Genomic DNA, 22,425 nt, shown 5'->3' with positions numbered 1-22,425 from the left:
GCCGGTAATGCGTTGCGGCTGAACACCACTCGACCGATCGGGATGGACGCGAGCAGGTTCAATGCCGACGTCCGATCGAGCTCGACAACCGCGCGCTGGGGGGAGCCGGTCGCAGCGAGCTCGTTCACGCTCGCGCACCCCCCGGTCGACCACAGCTCGGATGTACTCACCACACAATCTCCTTTCAGCAGGCAACCTAAGCAGTCTCACCATGCCGCGGCAGCGCCGAACAGGGGCGAAGGTCCCATGAATCGAGGACTCCGGCCTTGTCACATCGACGCTGCGGTGGCCGCCGCTACCACTGTCGATTCCCGCCGGGCGACTTTCGGCCCTCGCGAATCCACTTCGGCAACACAATTATCGCGGCACTACGGAGCCTGATCGGCTGAGCTACCCAAGCCGTATACGAGAGGCAGCACCACCTCAGCGACCCGGCCGGCGACGAGCGGCCGGGTCGCTATCGGCTTGATAGCGCCGCAGTCCCTCGTCGGACACCCGCGCGTACTTCGCGAGGCTTCGCACCGACGTATGCCCCGACAGCTTTACGGTCCGCGACACCAGGCCGACCGCCGCGCCGCGGATGCTCGATGGCGGCGCTTTGCCGATCTGCGATGGTGAGCGACATCCAATCGGCATCGTCACCGAAGCCGACCTGTCCGCCGCCTGCCCGATACCACCGTTGGTGAATTCGTGGAAGCCATATGCGCACAACATCTTCCGGTATCCACCGACGAAGGGGCGCAATAGCGCGGGCCCGCGCCGAGACGCCTGGACCGGTTGACCGAGGACCTCGTTACCGAGCACCAATTCCCCTACCGTGTCGACCGCACGGCAGCGAAAGTGGACCGCGCGGCGTTAGTCGTAGTGGCATAACCCGCGGCAAGGGGTGCGCAACGATGAGTATCAGAGCCGACCACAACATGATCGTTGTCGGCGTGGACGAAACACCGACGGCCATGAACGCGGCACGCTGGGCGGCCTATCTGGCCTCCGCCCTGCGTGCGTCGCTGCTACTCACCTTCGCGCTGCCGCATGGAGTTACGCCCGCACGGCAGTTGGCCGCGCGTATCCGTTCGCCGCACTCGTCGGATGCCGCCGGCGCAGCCCTCGACCGCATCCGCACACTCGTGCACACCTGCGATCCGGAGTTGACCGTCAGCGCGGTACGTCCCGAGGGGTCGCCCGCCGAAGCGCTGGTGGCATTGAGCACACACGCCCGCATCGTTGTGGTCGGCGCACGGACCGCCTTCGGACAGCGGCTGGTCGGGCCGACCACCATGCGTGTCGCCCGGCATGCGCATTGCCCGGTCGGAGTGTGGCGCGGCGCGAACGGCAGGCCCATTCCGCGCGGTAAGCCGGTGGCCGTCGGCATCGACGGAACCGAGCTCAGCGTCCCGGCCATTGCCCGCGCCTTCGAAATCGCCGCGGCACTCGAGGTGCCGCTGACCGCAGTGCACTGCTGGCCGTCGCGCATCGAACCGGTGGGTTACCACCTCGACCGCGGCGAGGAGGAACGCACTGTGTTGGCCGAGTCACTGGCAGGCTGGCGCACGGAGTATCCGGATGTCGAGGTGATCGAAATGCCGGTCCCCGGCCTGGCCCGTTCGGTGTTGAACGAGCTGGCACGCGATGTGCAACTGCTCGTCGTCGGCACCCATGGCTACCCGACCCCGAAGGCGCTGCTGTTCGGATCGACGAGCCGTGACCTGCTGCACCACACCACCTGCCCGGTCCTGGTGTGCCGGTCCTGAGGACTGCGCGGGTAGTCATTCATCGCGCACCGTCACCGAGGGGGTCGATGAGGGTGTAGCCCCCTGCGCAGGATGGAGCTTCCCGAGCGTGCCGCCAGATGGACAGTGGTCCTCTGCTCGAAACCCTACGGAACGTCGATGTCGGCGAAGATCGAAGTCGACGCCACCACCTCGCTTGCACGTCCGTTGATATCGAGGATGCGGCCGCCTCGTTTGTAAGTTCGAAGAGTGACAAGGGTGTCGGTGATGACGACACCCGGGAATTCACGGGCCAATGCGGCTGCGAAGGCGGCAATGTCTGTGGTGGACCTGAGCCACATGGTCATGAGTATGTTCGATTTTCCTGTGATCGCCTCAGCAACACGGCATCTCGGCAGACCGGCGAGGGATTCCCCGATCGTGTTCAGCTGATTCGGTGGTGCCGCAATCATGAATGTCGTTGGTACCACTGGCCCAGTGAGAACCTCTGCGCCTTCGCAGCGCAGGGCGATACGGCCGGAGCCGATCATTCGTTCGACACGACGACGGACGGTCGGTCCCGTGGTTCCGCAGCGTTCGGCGAGGTCGGTCCAGGGCCGTCGTCCGTCATGGGCGAGGCATTCGAGAAGCTGGTGGTCGAGGGCATCGAGTGGAGGCACCACGCGTCGTGGATTGACTGGATGGGGTTTGCTCAAAAGGGCGGATTGGTGCAGGTCGAGGGCCTGCACCCGCCAGCGTGAGCCTTCCCTGAAGGTCGCCAGCGCGATCATCACGGTGGTCGAAACGATCCCCTCGATGGGATCGATTCGTTCGTCGAGCAGCCGGGTGAGGCGGTCGAGGGTGGGTGCGAAGACGTCGAGGAGGAAGTCAGCCTCGCCGGAGGTGCTCGACATGGAGACGATCGCCGGCTCGGCGATCAAAGCGGCGGCGACCTTGCGTTTGAGTTGCGAATGGCACGTGACGGTCACGAAGGCGGCACATCCGTAGCGGATGAAAGCCGGGCCTGGGACGAGCGCGACCCAGGCCGAGCCGTCTTCAGACATGATGCGCCAGCGCCTCGCCAGGGTCTTCGGTGTGTGCCGAATCGCCTGCGCGAGATCGGCCCAGTCGGCACGCGGATTGACCTGAAGTGCGTCAACGATCGCGATATCCAGCTCGGACCCGACCTGTGTGTTCATTTCAGGCATCATGCCAATCCATTATGTTCAATACCGGCCATTCTCGAGGTTGGGTGATGTGAGTCACCGATAGTGGTCGTGCGCTACCCGGCGCGTCCTGGTCTACAGGCCCCTTCCACTGTCGAGGTCCATTCATGTCGACACAATCACCACCTGGTACGGACATAGCCGACCAGCGGCGGCTGCCGATCACAGCGCTTCTGGGCTCGATGGTGTTCGTCGAGCTGCTCAGCGGTGTCACCCAGGGGTACTTGACGCCCCTGCTTCCGTCACTGGGTGAGAGCCTGCACATCACCCCAGCCGGGCAGACCAGGATCTACCTGCTCTCGCAGCTCGCGTTCGCCATCTGGACACCGCTGCTGGCCAAGCTCGGAGACGCGTACGGATATCGACGCTACTTGCGGATCTCCATTGCTCTCGTAGCTGTCGGAACCGTGCTGATGGCGGTCCGAACGAGCCTGTTCACCCTTTCGGTCGGTGTGGTCTTGCAGGCCGCTGTCGTCGGCTTCATGCCGCTGCTCATCGGCATCCTGCGGCACAGGGCTCCTGAACAGCGGCGATTCGGAGTAGGGGTCTTGGTCGGGGTATTGACCGCTGCGGTAGGCCTGGGCGGGGTCGTGTCGGGTTCCCTCAGTGAGCACTCGGCGACGCTGGGCTTGTGGGCGGCGGTACCGGTGGCGGTTCTGGCGGTTGTCGCAGGCGTGATTCTCCCGGACGGTGCTCCTCGCATCGGTGAGCGGTTTCCCGTACTGCAATTCGCACTGTTGGCCGCGGGGCTCGTCGGAGTCGTCACTGCGCTGTCGCTCGGTGGGCTGTGGGGATGGACCTCCCTGCGAACCGTCTGCGCGCTGGTCGCAGGACTGCTGATGCTCGCGACGTGGATCGTCGCCGACTCTCGAGCGACGACGCCGCTGGTGAATATGCGGATGCTGACCAACCCACCGGTAGCCATCGTTTCCGGTGTCACCTTTTGCCTGGCATTCTCGACGATCGGGTTCTTCGGCGCGAATGCAATATTCCTCGGCTCATCATCTGCCGAGTCCGGGATCGGGCTGTCCTACGGTCCACAAGCGATCGCGCTGGTCGCCTTGGCGCTGAACGTGTTCGCGCTGGGCAGTTCCCTGTCCACTGCAACACTGCTTCGCAGGCTCGGCGAGCGTTACACGCTGGCACTTTCCGGAGTGGTCATCGCCGCAGCGTTTCTCAGTCTTCTGGTGCTGCACGAGACGCCCGCGCAATACCTCGTGGCGATCGCGCTTCTCGGATTCGGCTTCGGTGGATACCAGGCTTCGACGCGCGCGCTGTGCGTCGAGTGCGTTGCTGACCGCGACACCGCTATGGCGGCCGGCATCAATGAGCTCGCACTGTCCTTCGGCGCTGCAATCGGAGCGTCGGTGGTGGGGGCGATCATCTCTGCGAACCAGACATCCTCCGGAGTCACCCTGCACGCCTATCTCTGGGTGTGGTCCGTCTGCGCCAGTGTCGCATTGGTCGGCGCAGGATTGGGCCTGTGCTACCGGATGAGAGGAGTCCAGCGGTGACCACGGTCAAGACAACCGCGGCCGACCATATCGCGGCAGCGATCGAAGCTGCGGTGGCGCGCTGGTCCGACCGAATCCTCGAACTGAGCCACAGCCTGCACCGGGAGCCGGAGATCTCCTTCGCCGAGTTCCGCTCATGCGGAAAGATCACCGCCCTGATGAGCGCGGCGGGCTTCACCGTGGAAGGTTGTGCCGGTGGTCTGGACACCGCCTTCACCGCCACTTATGGAAACGGCGAGCTCACGGTCGGTCTGTGCGCGGAATACGATGCGCTCCCCGGGATCGGGCACGCCTGTGGCCACAATGTAAACGCCGCTGCCGCCGTCGGCGGTGCCCTCGCACTCGCGACAGTAGCCGATCGGCTCGGAGTCCGGGTCAAACTAGTCGGCACCCCTGCCGAAGAAGCCGGCGGGGGAAAGGCAATCCTCCTACGGGAGGGAGTCTTTGACGATGTCGCCGTCGCCATGATGGTCCACGCCGGCGCTCAGGACGAGGTCGGCGGCTCGTCACTCGCGATGACCCAGATGACCGTGCGCTACATGGGCAAACCGTCGCACGCCGCGACAGCCCCCTGGGAGGGCACGAACGCTTTGGACGCCATCTCGATCGCGTACCACGCCATCGGCCTGCTGCGGCAACAGCTCGAACCGGGGGTGATCGTCTCCTGCATTGTCACAGAAGGTGGGCAGTCACCGAACGTCATTCCGGCGCAAACCGCAGCGACGGTAGAGATTCGTGCCAGAACGCTCCCCGAACTGCGCCGAACCCAGGCGAGGGTCAAAGCATGCCTGGAAGCCGGTGCCATCGCGACCGAGACCGACCTGACCATCACCGCGTGCGGTGAGGAGTTTGCAGATCTCCTGCAGGACTACGACCTGACCGGCGCCTACGTACGCGCACTCCAACGATTGCAACGATCTCCGATCTCCCGTGCCGGTGAATACATTGCGTCGACCGACATGGGCAATATCTCGCAGGTGATCCCGTCGATCCACCCGACAATCGGCTACAACGTCGGCGACGCCGTGCACCACACCGCGGAGTTCGCTGAGCACGGCACGTCGCCATCCGCTGACGCAGCCGTTCTCGACGGGGCATCGGCGCTCGCGCTTGTCGGTGTCGAGATCGGGCTCGATCCCGTGCAACGTGCCCGACTCCTCCACGCAGCACGAGACCGCTGGCCCGGACTCGAGCAATGACGCCGGGTGGCCCGGGGGAATCGCACCTCCGGGCTCCCACAGAACGGAGCAGACAGTCGCCCGTCACTCCGCTCGTCTCATCCAATCCGTTCAGAAGTCGGTCATCCATGCCCAATGGGCGAACAGCCCGGACTGTCGCCGAGTCAGTTCGGCCCACCACTTCTTGGCCTTCTGCACGACCGTAGCCGCTTGAACTTCCGTCGCGCCCAACGCATCAGTAGAAATTGATGTGCCGCGGCAGTCCGTTGAGTTCGGACCGGCAGAACCGCCCGTAGTGGGTCATCCAGCCGCGAACGGCAGGATTGATCCACCAACGACAGTTTTCAGCTGGGCCACGAGCGCGACATCGTGACCGAACGCCCGCGTCGACCGCGGGTGACCATGGACCCTCGAGAACAGGCGCAAGGCCCATATCGACCGGCACAGCGCGCGGCGAGACTCGGAAATATGACCGATACCAGCCCCTCCCCCGTACGTTCCGTGCCGGACCATCCGACGGTGCTGGCGGCCGTGCGCATGGCCAGCCGAGCGCCATCACTGCACAACTCTCAACCGTGGCGCTGGGTATTCGACGGCCTCCGGCTGCACCTGTACCGCGACAACGACCGACTCATGACCTCGGCGGACCCGCTGGGGCGGCAACTCGTGATCAGCTGTGGCGCGATGTTGCATCATGTGCGTACCGTGTTCGCCGCCAAGGGCTGGCACACCGACACCACCCGCCTGCCCGACACAAGCCGCACCGACTACCTGGCGGTTATCGAATTCCGGCCGTGGCCCGAACCGCCGATCGGCGTGCTCGCCCGAGCCCGCGCCATAGATCAGCGGCGCACCGACCGACTGCCCCTGCTCGCCCCCGCCGGCTTATCGCAACTCCTGCACACCGGGCGCATGCTGGTGACACCACACGACCTCGAACTGGATCTCCTCGACGACAGTGCGCACGCGAAGCTCACCGTGGTCTCCGAACACGCCACCGCGGTCCGCCGGTACGACATGGAGTACCAGGCCGAATTGCATTGGTGGACCGGACATTCCGGCGACACGGAAGGTGTCCCCCGCGAATCCCTGGTCTCCGATGCCGAATTCGCCCGCGTCGGCATCAACCGCACCTTCCCATCCACACCACATTCGGCTCGCCGCGGCACCCTCGAGGACCACGCGCGCCTGCTGGTGCTGAGCTCGCCCCGCGAATCCGTCACTGCGTGGCTGCACACCGGTGAAGCACTCTCCGCTGTGCTGCTCGAATGCACGACCGCTGGGCTGGCGAATTGCCCGATGACCCACATCACCGAAACGCCCTCGGCCCGAAAGGTCATCGCGAGCATGCTCCCTCATTCCGGGATCCCCCAGGTAGTCATCCGCGTCGGCACCACCCCCGACGACGAACCCGACCTCCCACCAACCCCCCGCCGTCCACTCACCGATATCCTGACGATGAAGCACCAATAGGCAGACTGCCAGTCGATCAGGCACATTCGGGGGCCAATGCATGGTCGCGTTTGTCCCTCGAAGCGCAATATTCTCACCTTCTCCATACCGTGCGAGAAATGCGACGGCCTCGATTGCCTCATTCGGCACCAGATCCAGCGCCGCAGGGACTGTCTGAGATCTTGTGGGCGGGGCGGTGATCGGAGAGGCTGGGGCAGCGTGTCTCAGCGGAAGGGATCATTGTGTCGGAGGAGTCGACGCTGGCGGCCGGGGGGCTGTCGGCAGCGGACGGTCTGGATGTCCGGATCGCCCAGGAATTGATCGATAAGGCGCGGAAAGAAGGGGTGTCGCTGGCCGGGCCGGGTGGTTTGTTGTCCCAGATCACGAAAACCGTTCTGGAAACGGCGTTGAACGCCGAAATGGACGAGCATCTCGGCTATTCCAAGGGTGACAGTCCGGTCCGTGGAGACGGGAACCATCGCAACGGGCGGTCGAAGAAGACGGTGCATACCGATATCGGATCGGTACGGATCGATGTGCCGCGGGATCGGAACTCGGAATTCGAGCCGCGGATGGTTCCGAAGCATTCCCGGCGGGTGGAGGGTTTCGATGAGTCGATCATCTCTCTGTATGCGAAAGGGTTGACAACCGGGGAAATTCGGAAGCATCTGTCGGAGATCTATGATGTGGAGGTATCGCGGGAGTTGATTTCGAAGATCACCGATAGGGTGATCGAGGAAATGAATGAATGGCAGTCGCGGCCGCTGGAACGTGTGTATCCGGTCGTGCTGATCGATGCTCTTTTCGTGAAGATTCGGGACGGGCGGGTGGTGAATCGGCCGATCTACGTGGCGGTCGGTGTCACCCTGGCTGGGGAACGGGAGGTGCTGGGGTTGTGGGTCGGCGCCGGCGGTGAAGGGGCCAAGCATTGGGCCGGTGTCCTGGGCGAGCTGCGTAATCGCGGGGTCGCCGATGTCATGATCGTCTGCTGCGACGGGCTCAAAGGACTCCCCGAGGCGATCAACGACACCTGGCCACTGGCCGATGTCCAGCAATGCGTTGTCCATCTCGTGCGCGCGAGCCTCAAATACTCCTCACGAAAATACTGGAGCCGGATCACCACCGAACTGCGCGCGATCTACACCGCGCCCACGGTCGAGGCCGCCGAATACCTTTTCGCCGAGTTCGCTGACGAATGGGAACCCAAATATCCGGCGATGATCGCCGTTTGGCGCAACAGCTGGGAACAATTCACGCCGTTCCTCAGGTTCCCGGCACCGATCCGGAAACTGGTGTACACCACGAACGCGATCGAAAGCCTGAACGCCAGGTTCCGGCAAGCGACCCGGCGGCGCGGACATTTCCCCAACGAGCAAGCCGCACTAAAAGTGCTCTACCTCGTTATACGAAACCCGCTGAAAAACCAGCAGAATATCACTGGAAGGATCAGTGGATGGAAGGATATACTCAACACGCTCGCCCTGTTCTACGGTGAGCGGATAACCGGAAACTAGCAGGACAATTCACCGTTCTGCCCACAAAAATTCCGACACTCCCGCGCCGCACATCGTCCATAGAAATCATGTGGCGAATCTGGTCGTCGGCGGTGCGCTCGGCGACCGGGGATGCGGTGACAATTGGCCCTCGAATGGGTGCGCACTGGCCGTGGTGGGGTACGGGGGCGAGGGCGAGACTCGAGGAATGAACGCAAGCGATCGTGCTGGCACTCCCGAGCTGCGGACTGTACGAATGGCACTGATGCTCGCCTGTCGTGCCCCCTCGGTGCACAATACCCAGCCGTGGCGCTGGGTGTTCGACGGCGAACGATTGCATCTGTTCAGCGATACCGACCGACTGCTGCGTTCCGCCGATCCCCTCGGCAGGCAATTGACGATCAGCTGCGGTGCCGTACTCGACCATGCCCGCCTGGCCTTCCTGTCGATGGGCTGGTTCGCCGATGTCATCCGGATACCCGATCCGAATCTGCCGGAGCATTTGGCCACGCTCGAATTCCGCCCGTGGCCTGGCGCGCTGAACACGACGGCCGCCCGGATCCGCGCCATTCGCGAACGCCGCACCGACCGGTTACCGATGCTGGCTCCGCCCGGCTGGATCGATGCACTCGACGCCATTCGCGAGCTGGCGAGACCACATCATGTGGCCGTCGACGAGGTCGCCGAAAGCGATCGACCCCGGGTCGCCGCTGCCACCGACCACGCCACCGCGTTGCGTCGCTATGATATGCCGTACCAGACCGAATTGCATTGGTGGAGTGGACATTCAGATGTCAAGGAGGGTGTCCCCGCGGCGGCGTTGGCATCGGATGCCGAGGCGGCGAGGGTAGATGTCGGCCGCGACTTTCCGCCCGCGCCGTATTCGCTGCGTCGCGGGCAGCTCGAGGACCAGTCCCGACTGATAGTGCTCAGCACCCTCGGTGAGACGCCGGTACAGTGGCTGCGGACCGGTGAGGCGCTGTCGGAGGTGCTGCTCGAATGCACCGCCCGTGGCCTGGCCACCTGCGCACTCACCCATATCACCGAACTTGTCGCCAGCCGTTCGGCAATCGCCGACCTGATTCCCAACCCGGACGTACCCCAGGTCGTGATCCGCATCGGCATCACGCCCGAGGACAGCGAACCGGCCCCGACACCCCGACGACCACTCGACGAGGTACTCGAGGTGCGCTCACTTCGTCCCTGAGGCAGATCGCGGACTGCCTGGCAGCACCGACAGATCGATGAATCTCCCGGAGCACGGTCATTGCTCCGATTTCGGCGCGCCCGGGGCGGTGATGATCGTGATTACCGCTGCGACAAGTCGGCCGTCGGGATCGCTGAGGCGCGGCAGCGATGTCCGATCCAGCAACAGGGATCCAAGAGTGAGATCTACCAGTTCAGCACCGACCTGCTCGGCCGAGCTACGCCCTTCCGGCTCGAACCACGTCCACGCCCATTGTGCGGCACCGAAGATGAGCAGGCTCCGGATACTGATATCGACAGGCCGGAACTCACCGGACGCAATGCCCGCATCGAGCACGCCGTGCAGGATTCCTATGTAATCCCTGCGCAGCTTGCGCCCCTCGGAATTCTCATCCTCCTGCGCGAGCCGTGCGACCTCGCGCTGGAATGCGACGGTCCGATTTCGATCATGCACCTGGTAGAGCACGGCCGCATGCAACAGCCCGGCGAGCTGCTCGGTCGGCGTTGCGAACTCCGACATGATGCGTTCTGCCTCATCGATCCGGCGGCGCATGTAGGAGATGTGCAGGGCTTCCAACAACCGCGCCTTCGTGCCGTAATGGTGCACGATCAAGCCTTGAGAGATGCCCAACTCACTTGCGACATCGCTGAAGCTGGTTCCGTCGTAGCCCTTCTCGGCGACATGGCGCGTGAAGATATCGAGAATCGCGCCCGACTTGCCTGGTCCCGTCGCACGCCCACTCACGATCCCGCCCCTCCTCGCCCAAATTTCCGGACACTTTAGCATCGACTGACTGCCACAACCCGTTGTTGACTGAGTGCACAGTCAGTATTAGCATTATGCGCCGAGTCGCCGCCGCGCGCTCCCCGTATCAACCGTTCATCTCGAAATAGTCGACCAACCGCCATGAATCGCACACTTATTCAGCCGAGGCCGTCATCGAACAATGAGCCTCCGGCACTACGCATGACCAGCCGCTCTGACAGCGGCACCATCTCGATGCGCATCGACCGAGGCGACGACCACTGCGTCAGCACCGGCCGCAGATGGCGGTCTTGCGCGCTGTGAACACCAGGACATGTGATCCCCCCATGGATGCTGGTGTAGCGGCGCGCAAGGTACAGGGTATGGATGCGGCCTCTCTGCTGTCGCCGGATCAACTATTGGCCGCGATCGCCGGGCACCTCGCGGCGCCGCTCCCGCAGATCGCGTGGGCGAGAGAACTGGGCGATCTGCACGCAACGCTGATTTCGGCGGTTGTGAATCCTCGGCGGCACCCATCCGATGTCACCGAGGCAGCCCTGCATGCGGATATCGCAAAGGTCGTCGACAAGATCAACTATTGGGCTGCGTCCTACGTCCGCCACAGCCGGTGCGCCCGCCGCCACACCCACACCTTCGGTGAGGTGATCAGTCATGTCGCAAAGACCTACGCCGAGGCCTGGTGGACGGTGCTGCACGCCGACTGCGAGGAGCTTCGACACTCGGCGTGGGTCCATCTCAGCGAGGTCCGTGACGGCTACGAGCACCTCATCGACGATATCCGGGTAGGCCGCGTCCAATTCCCACTGGGATGGCGAGGCATCCGACACAGCCGACAAGATGACAGCGCGTGCACAGAACCGGAAACCGACGCCGATCTGGCGGATCAGGGCCCGCCGTAGCAGGCACACCTCGGCCGGCCGGTGACTTTGCGATTACGCGTTGTGATCGACGGGTGCGAGGTGGCAAATCCTTACCGAGGTGAGTTCGCCCGCGGGTAGGATCCATCCCAGGGCTTGTCGAAAGGCGAGGTCGGGATGCATGAAATGGCGATAACCCAGTACCTTGTCGACGCCGTCGGTGAGCACGCGCGCGGGCGCGCGGTGCATACCGTGACGGTCGAGGTCGGCGCGCTGTGCGCCGTAGTGCCCGAGTCCATGCAGTTCTGTTTCGAGCTTGCCACCGAGGGAACGATCGCCCAGGGAGCGCGGCTGGACCTGCGCATTGTCGATGGGGCGGCGCGTTGCCGGAACTGTGGGGCGGAATTCCTCCTGCCCGACCTCATCGTGCTGTGCCGTTGCGGCAGCGCCGATGTCGAGGTTACTGCGGGGCGGGAACTTCGAATCGTATCGATGGAGGTGAGTGAGCGATGTGCGCAACCTGCGGATGCGAGAGCGACGGGGTCGCTGTGATCACCGTCGGCTACCAGGACCACGATCACCCACATGATCATGGCCACCATGAGCATGGTCCCGAGCATGAACACGAACACCCCCACGAACACGCTGTGACCACGCTCACCCTCGAACAGAAGGTGCTCGCCAAGAACGACGAGTTCGCCGCGGCGAACCGTGCGCGATTGCGTGAACGCGGGATCCTGGCACTGAATATGACCAGTTCTCCCGGTGCCGGGAAAACGACCCTGATCGAGCGAACCATCCGCGAGCTCGAATCGGTTCCGGTGGCCGTCATCGAGGGCGATCAGGCCACCATGCTGGACGCGCGGCGCATCGAGGCAACCGGATGCAAAGTCGTACAGGTGAATACCGGTGCGGGCTGCCATCTCGACGCGGACATGATGCGGCGCGCGCTCGACGCGCTGGAAACGGTGCCGGGCAGCCTGCTGTTCGTGGAGAATGTGGGCAATCTGGTCTGTCCGGCATTATTCGATCTCGGCGAGGCGGGCAAGGTCGTGATCGTCTCGGTCACCGAGGGGACCGATAAGCCGTTGAAATACCCGCACATGTTTGCCGCGGCGGAGCTGGTGCTGATCAACAAAACCGATCTGCTGCCCTATGTCGACTTCGATCTGGGGCGATGCATGGAGTACGCGCGGTCGGTGAATCCCGGCGTAACGATCCTGCCGGTATCGGCGACCAGCGGCGATGGACTGGCGCACTGGTACGACTGGCTCACCGCCCGGCTAACTGCCGGCATATCGATGCCTTGAAAGCCGTCGACTCTCAGACCTAGACTCATGTGATCAGAGTCACACGCGGACATGTCGCGGTAGCTGACCGGAGAGATATCCGCGTGCCCCCGCTGCGGAAGGTGGCAGTCCAATGCCAACTCAGGAAGCAGTAAAAGCCGAAGACACGCTTATCCACGTCCTCTGGATCAATGCGGGACTCAGCTGTGACGGCGATTCGGTGGCCCTCACCGCCGCCACCCAGCCGAGCATCGAAGAGATCGCACTCGGAGCACTCCCCGGTTTACCGAAGATCGCTGTGCATTGGCCGCTCATCGATTTCGAATGCGGTCCGACCGGCGGCGCGGACGATTTCCTGGAGTGGTTCTTCAAGGGAGATCGGGGCGAACTCGATCCGTTCGTGCTGGTCGTCGAGGGGTCGATCCCCAATGAGCAGCTGCACGAAGAGGGATACTGGTGCGGCTTCGGCAACAATCCTGCGACCGGTCAGCCGATGACGACGAGCGAATGGCTCGATCGGCTGGCGCCCAAGGCGATCGCGGTGGTCGCCGCCGGCACCTGCGCGACTTATGGCGGTATCCACGCCATGGCGGGAAACCCGACCGGCGCGATGGGTGTCCCGGACTATCTCGGCTGGGATTGGAAGAGCAAGGCGGGCATTCCGATCGTCTGCGTGCCCGGTTGCCCGATCCAGCCCGACAATCTGTCCGAAACCCTGACCTACCTGCTCTACCTGGCCACCGGCCAGGCGCCGATGATCCCGCTCGACGATGCGCTGCGGCCCAAGTGGTTGTTCGGCGCCACCGTGCATGAAGGTTGTGACCGGGCGGGCTACTACGAGCAGGGCGATTTCGCCGAAGAATACGGATCGCCGAAATGCATTGTGAAGCTGGGCTGTTGGGGTCCGGTCGTCAAGTGCAACGTGCCCAAGCGCGGCTGGGTCAATGGCGTGGGTGGGTGCCCGAATGTGGGCGGCATCTGCATAGGCTGCACGATGCCGGGATTCCCGGACAAATTCATGCCGTTCATGGACGAACCACCGGGCGGCAAGATCTCCTCGACCGCTTCCGGGCTGTACGGGTCGGTGATCCGCAGTCTCCGCAACATCACCGGCCGCACTGTCGACAAGGAACCGCGCTGGCGGCACAAGGGCGGGAAGCTCGAATCCGGCGCGATACGCACCTGGTAGGGAGATATTTCGATGACAGAGATCATTCCCGATCCGTCGCTTCGCAAGATCCAACCTGACGCCTTGGTAGAGATGGCCTGGGATCCGATCACCCGGATCGTCGGCAGCCTGGGCATCTACACCAAGATCGACTTTTCGGGTCGCGAGGTGGTCGAATGCCACAGCACCTCATCGATCTTCCGCGGCTATTCGATTTTCATGAGGGGCAAGGACCCGCGCGACGCGCACTTCATCACCAGCCGCATCTGCGGCATCTGCGGTGACAACCACGCGACCTGTTCGTGTTACTGCCAAAATATGGCCTACGGGGTCAAACCACCGCCCGTCGCCGAGTGGATCGTCAACCTCGGCGAGGCCGCCGAGTACATGTTCGACCACAATATTTTCCAGGAGAACCTGGTCGGGGTGGACTTCTGCGAGAAGATGGTCGCCGAGACCAATCCGGGCGTGCTCGAACGCGCCGAGCGCACCGAGGCGCCGCACGCCGGTGAGCACGGCTATCGCACCGTCGCCGATATCATGCGGGCGCTCAATCCGTTCAGCGGTGAGTTCTATCGGGAGGCGCTGCAGGTCAGTCGGTACACGCGCGAAATGTTCTCCCTCATGGAGGGCAGACACGTGCACCCCTCGACGCTGTACCCCGGTGGGGTCGGCACGGTCGCGACGATTCAGCTGATGACCGACTACATGTCGCGGCTCATGCGTTATGTGGAGTTCATGAAGAAGGTCGTGCCGATGCACGACGACCTGTTCGACTTCTTCTACGAGGCGCTGCCTGGCTACGAGCGCGTGGGTCTGCGCCGCACACTGCTCGGCTGCTGGGGATCGTTCCAGGATCCCGCGGTGTGCAACTTCGACTACAAGGACATGGAGCAGTGGGGTCGGCGGATGTTCGTCAGCCCCGGCGTCATTGTGGACGGGAAGCTGCTCACCACCTCGCTGGTCGATATCAATCTCGGCATCCGGATCCTTTTGGGCAGTTCGTATTACGAGGACTGGACCGATCAGGAAATGTTCGTCACAACCGATCCCCTCGGCAATCCGATCGACCGGCGTCATCCGTGGAATCAGCACTCCAACCCCAAACCGCAGAAGCGCGATTTGGACGACAAATACAGCTGGGTGATGTCCCCCCGCTGGTTCGATGGCAAGGACCATCTCGCACTCGACACCGGCGGTGGACCGCTCGCCCGCCTGTGGACGACGGCGCTGGCCGGGCTGGTGGACATCGGTTACGTCAAATCCACCGGATCCAGCGTGCAGATCAACCTACCCAAGACCGCGCTGAAGGGCCCGGTCACCTTGGAGTGGAAGATTCCGAAGCACGGCAGCAACACGATCGAGCGCAACCGGGCTCGGACCTACTTCCAGGCCTACGCGGCGGCGTGCGCGGTGCACTTCGCCGAGCAGGCGCTCGATGAGATCCGGGCGGGCAACACCAAGACCTGGGAACACTTCGAGGTGCCCGACGAGGGTATCGGCTGTGGTTTCACCGAGGCGGTGCGCGGTGTGCTGTCGCACCACATGGTCATCCGGGACGGCAAGATTGCCAACTACCACCCGTATCCGCCGACGCCGTGGAATGCCAGTCCGCGTGACTCGTTCGGTACGCCGGGGCCCTACGAGGATGCGGTACAGGGGCAGCCGATCTTCGAGGAGAACGATCGTGAGCACTTCAAGGGCATCGACATTATGCGCACGGTGCGCAGCTTCGATCCGTGCCTGCCCTGCGGTGTGCACATGTATCTGGGCAACGGCGTAACCCTGGACAAGTTGCATTCCCCCACACAGACACTCACCGCGGAATGACAGGTCGGGCCGACGACGGGAGGCGCAGCGTGGATGGTGGCCCGCGGCAGCGAGCCGGACCGACCGACGACAACCAGTGGCGGGGCGCGGGTGATCGGATCGACACCCTGCTGGATGCCTGTTCGGCAGCCGGCCCGGTAGCGCGTGAGCGCGCCGAGCGGCTCGTGCGTGAGGTTGTCGACCTCTATGGCGCGGCACTCGGCCGGATCGTGGCCGTGCTCGATGACCCGACGATCGAGGAGCTCACCCGCGACGATCTGGTCGCGAGCCTGCTGCTGGTGCACGGACTGCACCCGCACGATGTGCGAACGAGGGTGGCCGCGGCGCTCGACAGCGTCCGCCCGTACCTCGGCTCGCACGGCGGCGATGTGGTGCTCATCGATGTCGCCGACGGTGTCGTGCGGCTCGAGCTGTCGGGTAGCTGCCGCACATGCCCTTCGTCGTCGGTAACGCTGGAACTGGCGGTGGAGGACGCGGTACGGGCGGCCGCACCGGAAATCGATGCGATCGAGGTGGTCGCCGCCGCGGCCGCGCAGCAGCCGGGGGTGATACCGGCCGAGGCGCTGTTCGCCCGGGTGCACACCGGCGATCCACCCGCGGGCAGCTGGATCTCGGTCCCGGAGCTCGCGGACTTGGCGGCCGGCGAGGTCGGCGGGTTCACAGTGGGCGGTGTACCGGTGCTGGCCTGCAGGGTCGGCGCGGACCTATTCGTCTATCGCGACCACTGCGCGGCCTGTGGGCGTTCGATGGCCGGGGCCGCCCTGCACCGCAGGATGGGGGCCCCGGCAGGCTCGGCGGTGCTGCGTTGTCCGGGGTGCCAGGCCCATTTCGACGTGGTGCACGCCGGAGCGCGGCTGGACGGCGAAGGACATCTGGAGCCATTCCCGGTGCTGGTGCGATCCGGTGAGATTTCGGTGGCGGTGCCCGCGGAGGTCCGAGGATGAACCAGGGCCTGCGCGCGCTGCGCCGTATCGCGACTGCCCCCACCCCGCCCGCGGCGGCCGGCGAGCGGTGCGAAATGTGCGCCGAACCGGTCGGTGCGCAGCATCGCCATGTGGTGGATGTCGAAGGCAGGCAACTGATGTGCGTGTGCGCACTCTGCTATCTGTTGTTCACCGATCAGCACGCCGAGCTGCGCTACCGGGCGGTGCCCGACCACTACGTCTCGTTCCCGGACTGTGTGATCGGTCAGGGTGAATGGGATACCCTCGACATCCCGGTCGGGCTGGCGTTCTTCTTCGTCAATTCGGCGCTCGAGCGCACTGTCGCATTCTATCCGGGACCGGCCGGAGCCACCGAATCCGAACTGCCGCTGCGAGATTGGCGGGCGATCCTGGACCGCCATCCCGAACTCGACCGGCTCGCACCTGATGTCGAGGCGCTGCTCATCCGGATGCCGGAGCGCGGCGGCCCCGGCGTGGTGCTGCTGCTGCCGATCGATGCCTGCTACGAGTTCGTCGGACGGATGCGGATGCTGTGGCGCGGCTTCGACGGCGGCAACGAAGCCAGGAACTTCATCGCGGAATTCTTCACCACGATGTCGGCTCGGGCCCGGCCGGTGGCGTCATGAGCCCGGCCTATGCGATGACCTTCGCGGTGCTCGAGGTGCGGCCGGAACCCTACGCGGTCGCCCCGAACCTGTCGGCGCGCATCGGCATCGCCGCGCTGGCCGAGGAGCCGGTGCACGCGATCGCGCTGCGCGCCCAAGTGCGCATCGAACCCTTCCGGCGCAGCTACTCGGACGCCGAAGGCGCGGGGCTGGTCGACCTTTTCGGCCCGCGCGAACGTTGGCAGCAAACACAGAAGTCGTTCACCTGGATGCACTGCGCCACCATGGTGCCCGGCTTCTCCGGCGCCGCCGAGGTGGAATTGCCGATGCCGTGTACCTACGATTTCGAGGTCACCGGCTCGAAGTACCTGCACGCCCTGCGCGAAGGCACCGTGCCGCTGATCTTCCTGTTCAGCGGAACCGTATTCATCAGGGGGGAAACAGGTTTCGCGGTTCAGCACGTGCCATGGGACCGCGAGGACCAATTCGACATGCCGGTCGCCGTATGGCGCGATCTCATGGACATCCACTATCCGAACTGCGGCTGGGTGCGATTGCGCCGGGAGAATGTCGAAGCGCTGGCGGCCTACAAGTCTTCGCACGGGCTGCTCGGATTCGACGACGCTGTCGCCAAACTCCTCACCGAGGAGTCCGCGCCGTGAACGCCGCCATGACCCGTGCGCGCGCCGTTGCCGACGCCGTGCTGTACGAGGGGTATCTGCTGTACCCCTACCGGTCGGACGCCCGAAAGAACCAGTCCCGCTGGCAGTTCGGTGTGCTGGGCCCGCACGGCGCTGCCGCGGCCGGATTCGGTGAGGACGACTCGCTGGCCGCCGAATGCCTCGTCCGCGCGTCCCCGGCCACGCGGATCACGCTCACCGCGCGGTTCCTGCAGTTGCAGCGGCGAACGATCGAACTGGACGGGGCCGCGCGCGCCGAACTGATCGTCGACGGGCGCCGATGGGTAAGCTGGGACGAGGCGGCCGAGTGCGAAATTCCCTGCGGGCCATCTCCGTTAGCGGATATGACCATGCCCATCGAAGTACCGGGCTGGCAGGCTGTCGAACCGATTCCGGGATCGACGGCGGGGGTTGTCGTGCGCACCCGATCACCGATCGAGGGCACACTCGAACTGACCGTCGCCCCCGAGGGTGAATACGGGCGCGTCGGAATTCGGCTGCGCAACAACGGCAGCGCGGCCACCAGCTCGGACGACGCCACCACCCGCTCCATGCTCGGCGCCCACGTGATCGCCGAACTCGGTGGCGGTGAGTTCGTCTCACTCCTCGACCCGGAACCCGGCGCCGAGACGGCCGTCGAGCACTGCACCCAGCACCGCTGTTTCCCGGTGTTGGCCGGTCCGCCCGGCGATAACGGCATCGTCTTGGTATCGCCGATCATCCTCTACGACCACCCCGAAATCGCGGAGCAGAGCGCGGGCCAGCTGTTCGACTCCACCGAGATCGACGAAATCCTCACCCTGCGTGTAATGACGATGACCGACGACGAGAAGGAACGGGCCCGCGCCACCGACCCGCGAGCGGCCGAGATCATCGACCGCTGCGATGGCATGACCCCGGACGCCATGCACGATCTGCACGGACTGTGGCGTGAGCCCGCGGCGCGCCTGGTGCCCGAGGTGCCCGAGGGCATGAGCTGGTGGGATCCCGACGCCGACGGCGCGGTGCGCCCGGAGTCCGATGCGGTCCCGATCGCCGGGGTGCTGGTACGGAAGGGTAGCCGGGTTCGGCTGCGCCCAGCTCGGCGCGCCGACGCGCACGACCTGTTCTACGAGGGCAGGTCGGCGCGCGTCACCTCGGTGCACGCCGACGTCGACGGTGAAACACACGTCGGTGTGGTTATCGATGACGATCCGGCGGCCGATCTGCACGAATGGTATGGGCGCTACCTGTATTTCGCACCCGACGAGCTCGAACCGATTGTCAATGGCGACGAGTGAAAGGAATACGGTCATGGAAGCAGTCGGTGTGGTCGCCACCGCGGTGGTGGCAGTCATTGTCGTGGTCGGCGTGTATGTCGGCGTACGGTCGATCCCCGACCTCCGGCGTTATCTGAAGATTCGCCACATGTGAGATGAGCGCCCGTGTGCTCGTTGCCGGGATCGGCAATATCTTCCTCGGCGACGATGGATTCGGCCCCGAGGTGATCCGTCGGCTACCCACGGCATCGGAGGAGAACCCGCGGATCGTCGACTACGGCATCCGCGGGTTGCACCTGGCCTACGACCTGCTCGACGGGTGGGATGCAGTGGTGCTGGTGGACGCCCTGCCGAACACCGGCGAACCCGGCCGCGTGCAGATCCTGCGCGCCGATCCCGACTCGGGTGCGACGACGGCCGTGGACGCGCACGCGATGAATCCCGAGGCCGTCTTCGCCGCGGTGCGTGCGCTCGGCGGTGTCGTGCCGCCGACCGTCGTCGTCGGCTGCCAGGCCGACTCGGTGGCCGAGGGGATCGGTCTCAGCGCTGCTGTCGCCGCGGCCGTCGACCCTGCGGCAGCGGAGGTCGCGCGCATCGCGGCGCAATTGCGCGCCGGACAGGAGGTCTGATCATGTGCCTTGGCATCCCGGGGCGGGTCGTGGAAATCCCGGACGGTTATCACGGGCAGATCGCCGTGGTCGAGGTTTCCGGCGAGCAGCGCAAGGTCAATATCGGTCTGCTCGACGAGGATCATCCCGCCGTGCCGGGTGATTGGGTGATCATCCACATGGGATTCGCCGTGGAGAAGACCGACGCCGACGGCGCGGAGCGGGCGATGGCCGGGCTGCGTCTGCTCGGCAGCGGAGAACAGCCGTGAGCGAGGCGGAGTCATGAGTGAGCGTAGCGAGCGACTGATGAACACAGCCGCCTCGGCGGTCATGACGGAGCCGAGCGTCAGCGAGGCGCAGTCATGAGCGCCGACCGCGTTCGCCGCCGCCTGCTCGTGCGCGGCGTGGTGCAAGGCGTGGGATTCCGGCCGTTCGTCTACACCACCGCCGTCGAGCTCGCGCTGACCGGCAGCGTCGCCAACGACACCGACGGCGTGGTCATCGAGATCGAGGGCACTGCGGCATCGGTGCGGGAGTTCCTTCGCCGGCTGCACGAATCCCCGCCGCCGCTGGCCGTCGTCGCCTCGGTCGAGCAGACCGCGGTCGATATCCGCGGCGGAACCGGATTCCTGATCGGGGACACCCGGCACGGCGGCGCGGGACGCACCCTGGCCTCCCCCGACGTGGCGATCTGTGTGGACTGCGCACGCGAACTGCGCGACCCCGCCGACCGCCGCTACCGCCACCCCTTCGTCAATTGCACCAACTGCGGACCGCGATTCACCATCATCGCCAGGCTGCCCTACGACCGCGAGCGCACGTCCATGGCCGATTTCGCCATGTGCCCGCGCTGCGCCCGCGAATACGCCGACCCCGCCGATCGGCGGTTCCACGCCCAGCCCATCGCCTGTCCGGACTGCGGGCCCACCCTGTCCTACACCGGGCCCGGCGATCCGGCGCAGCCGCTCGTCGCGGCGCGCGAATTGCTGTGCGCCGGAGGCGTTCTCGCAGTCAAGGGCATCGGCGGCTACCACCTCGCCTGTGACGCCGACAACGAAACGGCCGTGGCCGAATTGCGTCGCCGCAAGCGCCGTGGCAACAAGCCGTTCGCCGTCATGGTCGCCGACCTGGACACCGCGGCGCGGATCGTGACCATCGATCCCACCGCCGCGGCCCTGCTGAGCGGTCCGCAGCGGCCGATCGTCTTGCTGCCGCGCGGTGAACGGCCCGTCGCGGACGCGGTCGCTCCCGGCAACCCCGACCTCGGCGTCATGCTGGCCTACACGCCCTTGCATCTGCTGTTGTTCGGCCTGCCCGGCGACCCACCGGGCCCCGACGTGCTGGTGATGACTTCCGGCAATCTCGGCGGCGAGCCGATCTGTTACGACGACGCCGACGCCCGCACCCGGCTGGCCGGGCTCGCCGACGCCTGGCTCGGCCACAACCGGCGCATCCTCGTCCCGTGCGACGACTCGGTGGTGCGTGTCGTGGACGACGCCGAACTGCCGGTGCGCCGCTCCCGCGGCTACGCTCCGCTGCCGCTGGCGCTGCCCATCCCGGTTCCGCCGACCCTGGCGGTCGGCGCCGACCTGAAAAACACCTGCGCCGTCGCCGACGGACGCTACGCCTGGCTCAGTCAACACATCGGCGATATGGACGATCTGGCCACTTTGCAGGCATTCGACACCGCGCGATCCCACCTGGAGGAACTCACCTGTGTACACCCTGCCCAGCTCGCTGCCGATGCGCACCCCGGCTACCGTTCGACCGCGTGGGCGCATGCGCACGCGGCCGACCGACCGGTGCACACCGTGCAACACCATCACGCGCATCTGGCCGCGGTGTTGGGCGAGCACGGGATCGATGCGAACGAGACGGTTCTCGGTATCGCCTTCGACGGCACCGGGTACGGACCCGACGGCGCGATCTGGGGCGGCGAGGTGCTCATGGCCGGATACAAGGGCTATCGACGCATGGCGCACCTGTCCTATGTGCCCTTGGCGGGCGGCGACCTCAGCGTCCGCAAGCCCTACCGGATGGCACTGTCGCATCTGCGTGCCGCGGGCATCGACTGGTCCCCCGGCATCGCATCGGTCGACGCCTGCCCGGCAACCGAGCGGGCCGTGCTCGAGCACCAATTCGGCACCGGCCTCGGCTGCGCGCCGACCTCGAGCATGGGCAGGTTGTTCGACGCGGTCGCCTCCCTGGCCGGGGTACGGCACGTCGTAGACTATGAGGCGCAGGCCGCGATCGAACTCGAAGGTCTGGCTCGCGGAGCGGGCGGTGCGGCGGGTCGGTACCAATTCGCTTGGCACGACGGCGATCCGGCCCGGGTCAACCCCGCACCGGTGCTCGCCGATGTCGTCGCCGACGCCGCGCGCGGCGTACCGCCCGCGGTCATCGGCGCCCGATTCCACGCCGCCGTCGCCGACCTCGTGCACGACGCAGCACGGCGATTCGCCGCGCCGGGGTCGGTGATCGCGCTGTCGGGCGGTGTGTTCCAGAACGCGCTGTTGCTGTCGAGTTGCACCCGTTTGCTGCGACGCGACGGATTCCGCGTCATCAGTCATCGCAGACTGCCACCGAACGACGGCGGGATCGCGTTCGGTCAGCTCCTGGTAGTCGGCGCGGTGTGAGTGAA

Annotated in this window: 21 protein-coding genes and 1 pseudogene; 18 read left to right on the top strand and 4 right to left on the bottom strand. The window is 65.3% G+C overall.

Features of this window, described 5'->3' with window-relative positions:
- Positions 1 to 128: pseudogene (locus tag AB0J29_RS18880) on the bottom strand (pyridoxamine 5'-phosphate oxidase family protein); the annotation flags it as partial.
- Positions 129 to 423: 295 nt separating this feature from the next.
- Positions 424 to 804 carry a hypothetical protein gene (locus tag AB0J29_RS18875; RefSeq protein WP_364787315.1) on the bottom strand — a complete coding sequence of 127 codons (381 nt, stop codon included), beginning with the start codon at positions 802 to 804 and terminating at the stop codon, positions 424 to 426.
- 92 nt (positions 805 to 896) lie between these two features.
- Here AB0J29_RS18875 and AB0J29_RS18870 point away from each other — a divergent pair, with 92 nt between their 5' ends.
- A complete protein-coding gene (locus AB0J29_RS18870; RefSeq protein ID WP_364787298.1) occupies positions 897 to 1,751 on the top strand; it encodes a universal stress protein in 855 nt (284 codons plus the stop codon).
- A gap of 125 nt (positions 1,752 to 1,876) precedes the next feature.
- Here AB0J29_RS18870 and AB0J29_RS18865 read toward each other — a convergent pair whose 3' ends face one another.
- The gene (locus AB0J29_RS18865) at positions 1,877 to 2,908 is read right to left on the bottom strand and encodes an Lrp/AsnC family transcriptional regulator (RefSeq protein ID WP_364787295.1); all 1,032 of its coding nucleotides are present in this window, start codon (positions 2,906 to 2,908) and stop codon (positions 1,877 to 1,879) included.
- A 209-nt stretch (positions 2,909 to 3,117) separates the two neighbouring features.
- On the opposite strand from AB0J29_RS18865, the gene AB0J29_RS18860 reads away from it, so the two are divergent.
- From AB0J29_RS18860 to AB0J29_RS18840, 5 genes are all read left to right on the top strand, one after another.
- Positions 3,118 to 4,449 (top strand): MFS transporter, encoded by a 1,332-nt coding sequence (locus AB0J29_RS18860; RefSeq protein ID WP_364787292.1) that lies wholly within the window; start codon positions 3,118 to 3,120, stop codon positions 4,447 to 4,449.
- The gene (locus AB0J29_RS18855; protein WP_364787289.1) at positions 4,446 to 5,648 is read left to right on the top strand and encodes an amidohydrolase; all 1,203 of its coding nucleotides are present in this window, start codon (positions 4,446 to 4,448) and stop codon (positions 5,646 to 5,648) included. The genes AB0J29_RS18860 and AB0J29_RS18855 overlap by 4 nt, the downstream gene beginning before the upstream one ends.
- Positions 5,649 to 6,095: 447 nt before the next feature.
- Complete coding sequence (locus tag AB0J29_RS18850) at positions 6,096 to 7,100, top strand: hypothetical protein (protein WP_364787286.1); 1,005 nt, start codon at positions 6,096 to 6,098, stop codon at positions 7,098 to 7,100.
- Between the two features lie 221 nt (positions 7,101 to 7,321).
- On the top strand, positions 7,322 to 8,593 hold the full coding sequence (locus AB0J29_RS18845) for an IS256 family transposase (RefSeq protein WP_364787283.1): 1,272 nt from the start codon (positions 7,322 to 7,324) through the stop codon (positions 8,591 to 8,593).
- A 187-nt stretch (positions 8,594 to 8,780) separates the two neighbouring features.
- Positions 8,781 to 9,779 (top strand): hypothetical protein, encoded by a 999-nt coding sequence (locus AB0J29_RS18840; RefSeq protein ID WP_364787280.1) that lies wholly within the window; start codon positions 8,781 to 8,783, stop codon positions 9,777 to 9,779.
- 57 nt (positions 9,780 to 9,836) lie between these two features.
- Here AB0J29_RS18840 and AB0J29_RS18835 read toward each other — a convergent pair whose 3' ends face one another.
- Positions 9,837 to 10,523 (bottom strand): TetR/AcrR family transcriptional regulator, encoded by a 687-nt coding sequence (locus AB0J29_RS18835; protein ID WP_364787277.1) that lies wholly within the window; start codon positions 10,521 to 10,523, stop codon positions 9,837 to 9,839.
- A gap of 347 nt (positions 10,524 to 10,870) precedes the next feature.
- Here AB0J29_RS18835 and AB0J29_RS18830 point away from each other — a divergent pair, with 347 nt between their 5' ends.
- The 12 genes from AB0J29_RS18830 (at position 10,871) to hypF (ending at position 22,420) form a co-directional block, all read left to right on the top strand.
- Entirely contained in the window at positions 10,871 to 11,443 is a 573-nt protein-coding gene (locus AB0J29_RS18830) for a hypothetical protein (protein WP_364787274.1), read from the top strand.
- Positions 11,444 to 11,578: 135 nt separating this feature from the next.
- Positions 11,579 to 11,953, top strand: a complete 375-nt coding sequence (locus AB0J29_RS18825; RefSeq protein WP_364787271.1) for a hydrogenase maturation nickel metallochaperone HypA — start codon at positions 11,579 to 11,581, stop codon at positions 11,951 to 11,953.
- Positions 11,911 to 12,711, top strand: coding sequence for a hydrogenase nickel incorporation protein HypB (hypB, locus tag AB0J29_RS18820; protein ID WP_364787268.1), 801 nt, complete (start codon positions 11,911 to 11,913; stop codon positions 12,709 to 12,711). Before AB0J29_RS18825 ends, hypB begins: the two co-directional genes overlap by 43 nt.
- Before the next feature lie 112 nt (positions 12,712 to 12,823).
- Positions 12,824 to 13,879, top strand: a complete 1,056-nt coding sequence (locus AB0J29_RS18815; protein ID WP_364787265.1) for a hydrogenase expression protein HypE — start codon at positions 12,824 to 12,826, stop codon at positions 13,877 to 13,879.
- Between the two features lie 12 nt (positions 13,880 to 13,891).
- Positions 13,892 to 15,688, top strand: coding sequence for a nickel-dependent hydrogenase large subunit (locus tag AB0J29_RS18810; RefSeq protein WP_364787262.1), 1,797 nt, complete (start codon positions 13,892 to 13,894; stop codon positions 15,686 to 15,688).
- 29 nt (positions 15,689 to 15,717) lie between these two features.
- Complete coding sequence (locus AB0J29_RS18805) at positions 15,718 to 16,632, top strand: NifU family protein (RefSeq protein ID WP_364787259.1); 915 nt, start codon at positions 15,718 to 15,720, stop codon at positions 16,630 to 16,632.
- The gene (locus AB0J29_RS18800; protein ID WP_364787256.1) at positions 16,629 to 17,258 is read left to right on the top strand and encodes a DUF5947 family protein; all 630 of its coding nucleotides are present in this window, start codon (positions 16,629 to 16,631) and stop codon (positions 17,256 to 17,258) included. Before AB0J29_RS18805 ends, AB0J29_RS18800 begins: the two co-directional genes overlap by 4 nt.
- Entirely contained in the window at positions 17,255 to 17,899 is a 645-nt protein-coding gene (locus AB0J29_RS18795; RefSeq protein ID WP_364787253.1) for a DUF6084 family protein, read from the top strand. The genes AB0J29_RS18800 and AB0J29_RS18795 overlap by 4 nt, the downstream gene beginning before the upstream one ends.
- Positions 17,896 to 19,197 carry a hypothetical protein gene (locus AB0J29_RS18790; protein ID WP_364787250.1) on the top strand — a complete coding sequence of 434 codons (1,302 nt, stop codon included), beginning with the start codon at positions 17,896 to 17,898 and terminating at the stop codon, positions 19,195 to 19,197. Before AB0J29_RS18795 ends, AB0J29_RS18790 begins: the two co-directional genes overlap by 4 nt.
- A gap of 134 nt (positions 19,198 to 19,331) precedes the next feature.
- Positions 19,332 to 19,805 carry a hydrogenase maturation protease gene (locus AB0J29_RS18785; RefSeq protein WP_364787247.1) on the top strand — a complete coding sequence of 158 codons (474 nt, stop codon included), beginning with the start codon at positions 19,332 to 19,334 and terminating at the stop codon, positions 19,803 to 19,805.
- A 2-nt stretch (positions 19,806 to 19,807) separates the two neighbouring features.
- Positions 19,808 to 20,053: a HypC/HybG/HupF family hydrogenase formation chaperone gene (locus AB0J29_RS18780; RefSeq protein WP_364787244.1), complete on the top strand. Its 246-nt coding sequence runs from the start codon at positions 19,808 to 19,810 to the stop codon at positions 20,051 to 20,053.
- A gap of 93 nt (positions 20,054 to 20,146) precedes the next feature.
- Positions 20,147 to 22,420, top strand: coding sequence for a carbamoyltransferase HypF (gene hypF / locus AB0J29_RS18775; RefSeq protein WP_364787241.1), 2,274 nt, complete (start codon positions 20,147 to 20,149; stop codon positions 22,418 to 22,420).
- Positions 22,421 to 22,425 lie beyond the last annotated feature (5 nt).

The organism is Nocardia sp. NPDC049707 (genome assembly GCF_040674855.1).
In the GTDB taxonomy this organism is placed as follows: Bacteria; Actinomycetota; Actinomycetes; order Mycobacteriales; family Mycobacteriaceae; genus Nocardia.
Note: the sequence above shows the minus strand (reverse complement) of the source record. Positions and strands in the feature narration are given on the sequence as shown.

Excerpts from the sequence above, each read along its gene's own strand:
- AB0J29_RS18870 (WP_364787298.1), top strand. The coding sequence starts at position 897 with ATGAGTATCAGAGCCGACCACAACATGATCGTTGTCGGCGTGGACGAA.
- AB0J29_RS18865 (WP_364787295.1), bottom strand. The coding sequence starts at position 2,908 with ATGAACACACAGGTCGGGTCCGAGCTGGATATCGCGATCGTTGACGCA.
- AB0J29_RS18860 (WP_364787292.1), top strand. The coding sequence starts at position 3,118 with ATGGTGTTCGTCGAGCTGCTCAGCGGTGTCACCCAGGGGTACTTGACG.
- AB0J29_RS18850 (WP_364787286.1), top strand. The coding sequence starts at position 6,096 with ATGACCGATACCAGCCCCTCCCCCGTACGTTCCGTGCCGGACCATCCG.
- AB0J29_RS18840 (WP_364787280.1), top strand. The coding sequence starts at position 8,781 with ATGAACGCAAGCGATCGTGCTGGCACTCCCGAGCTGCGGACTGTACGA.
- AB0J29_RS18830 (WP_364787274.1), top strand. The coding sequence starts at position 10,871 with ATGGATGCTGGTGTAGCGGCGCGCAAGGTACAGGGTATGGATGCGGCC.
- AB0J29_RS18825 (WP_364787271.1), top strand. The coding sequence starts at position 11,579 with ATGCATGAAATGGCGATAACCCAGTACCTTGTCGACGCCGTCGGTGAG.
- hypB (WP_364787268.1), top strand. The coding sequence starts at position 11,911 with ATGTGCGCAACCTGCGGATGCGAGAGCGACGGGGTCGCTGTGATCACC.
- AB0J29_RS18815 (WP_364787265.1), top strand. The coding sequence starts at position 12,824 with ATGCCAACTCAGGAAGCAGTAAAAGCCGAAGACACGCTTATCCACGTC.
- AB0J29_RS18810 (WP_364787262.1), top strand. The coding sequence starts at position 13,892 with ATGACAGAGATCATTCCCGATCCGTCGCTTCGCAAGATCCAACCTGAC.
- AB0J29_RS18800 (WP_364787256.1), top strand. The coding sequence starts at position 16,629 with ATGAACCAGGGCCTGCGCGCGCTGCGCCGTATCGCGACTGCCCCCACC.
- AB0J29_RS18795 (WP_364787253.1), top strand. The coding sequence starts at position 17,255 with ATGAGCCCGGCCTATGCGATGACCTTCGCGGTGCTCGAGGTGCGGCCG.
- AB0J29_RS18785 (WP_364787247.1), top strand. The coding sequence starts at position 19,332 with ATGAGCGCCCGTGTGCTCGTTGCCGGGATCGGCAATATCTTCCTCGGC.
- AB0J29_RS18780 (WP_364787244.1), top strand. The coding sequence starts at position 19,808 with ATGTGCCTTGGCATCCCGGGGCGGGTCGTGGAAATCCCGGACGGTTAT.
- hypF (WP_364787241.1), top strand. The coding sequence starts at position 20,147 with ATGAGCGCCGACCGCGTTCGCCGCCGCCTGCTCGTGCGCGGCGTGGTG.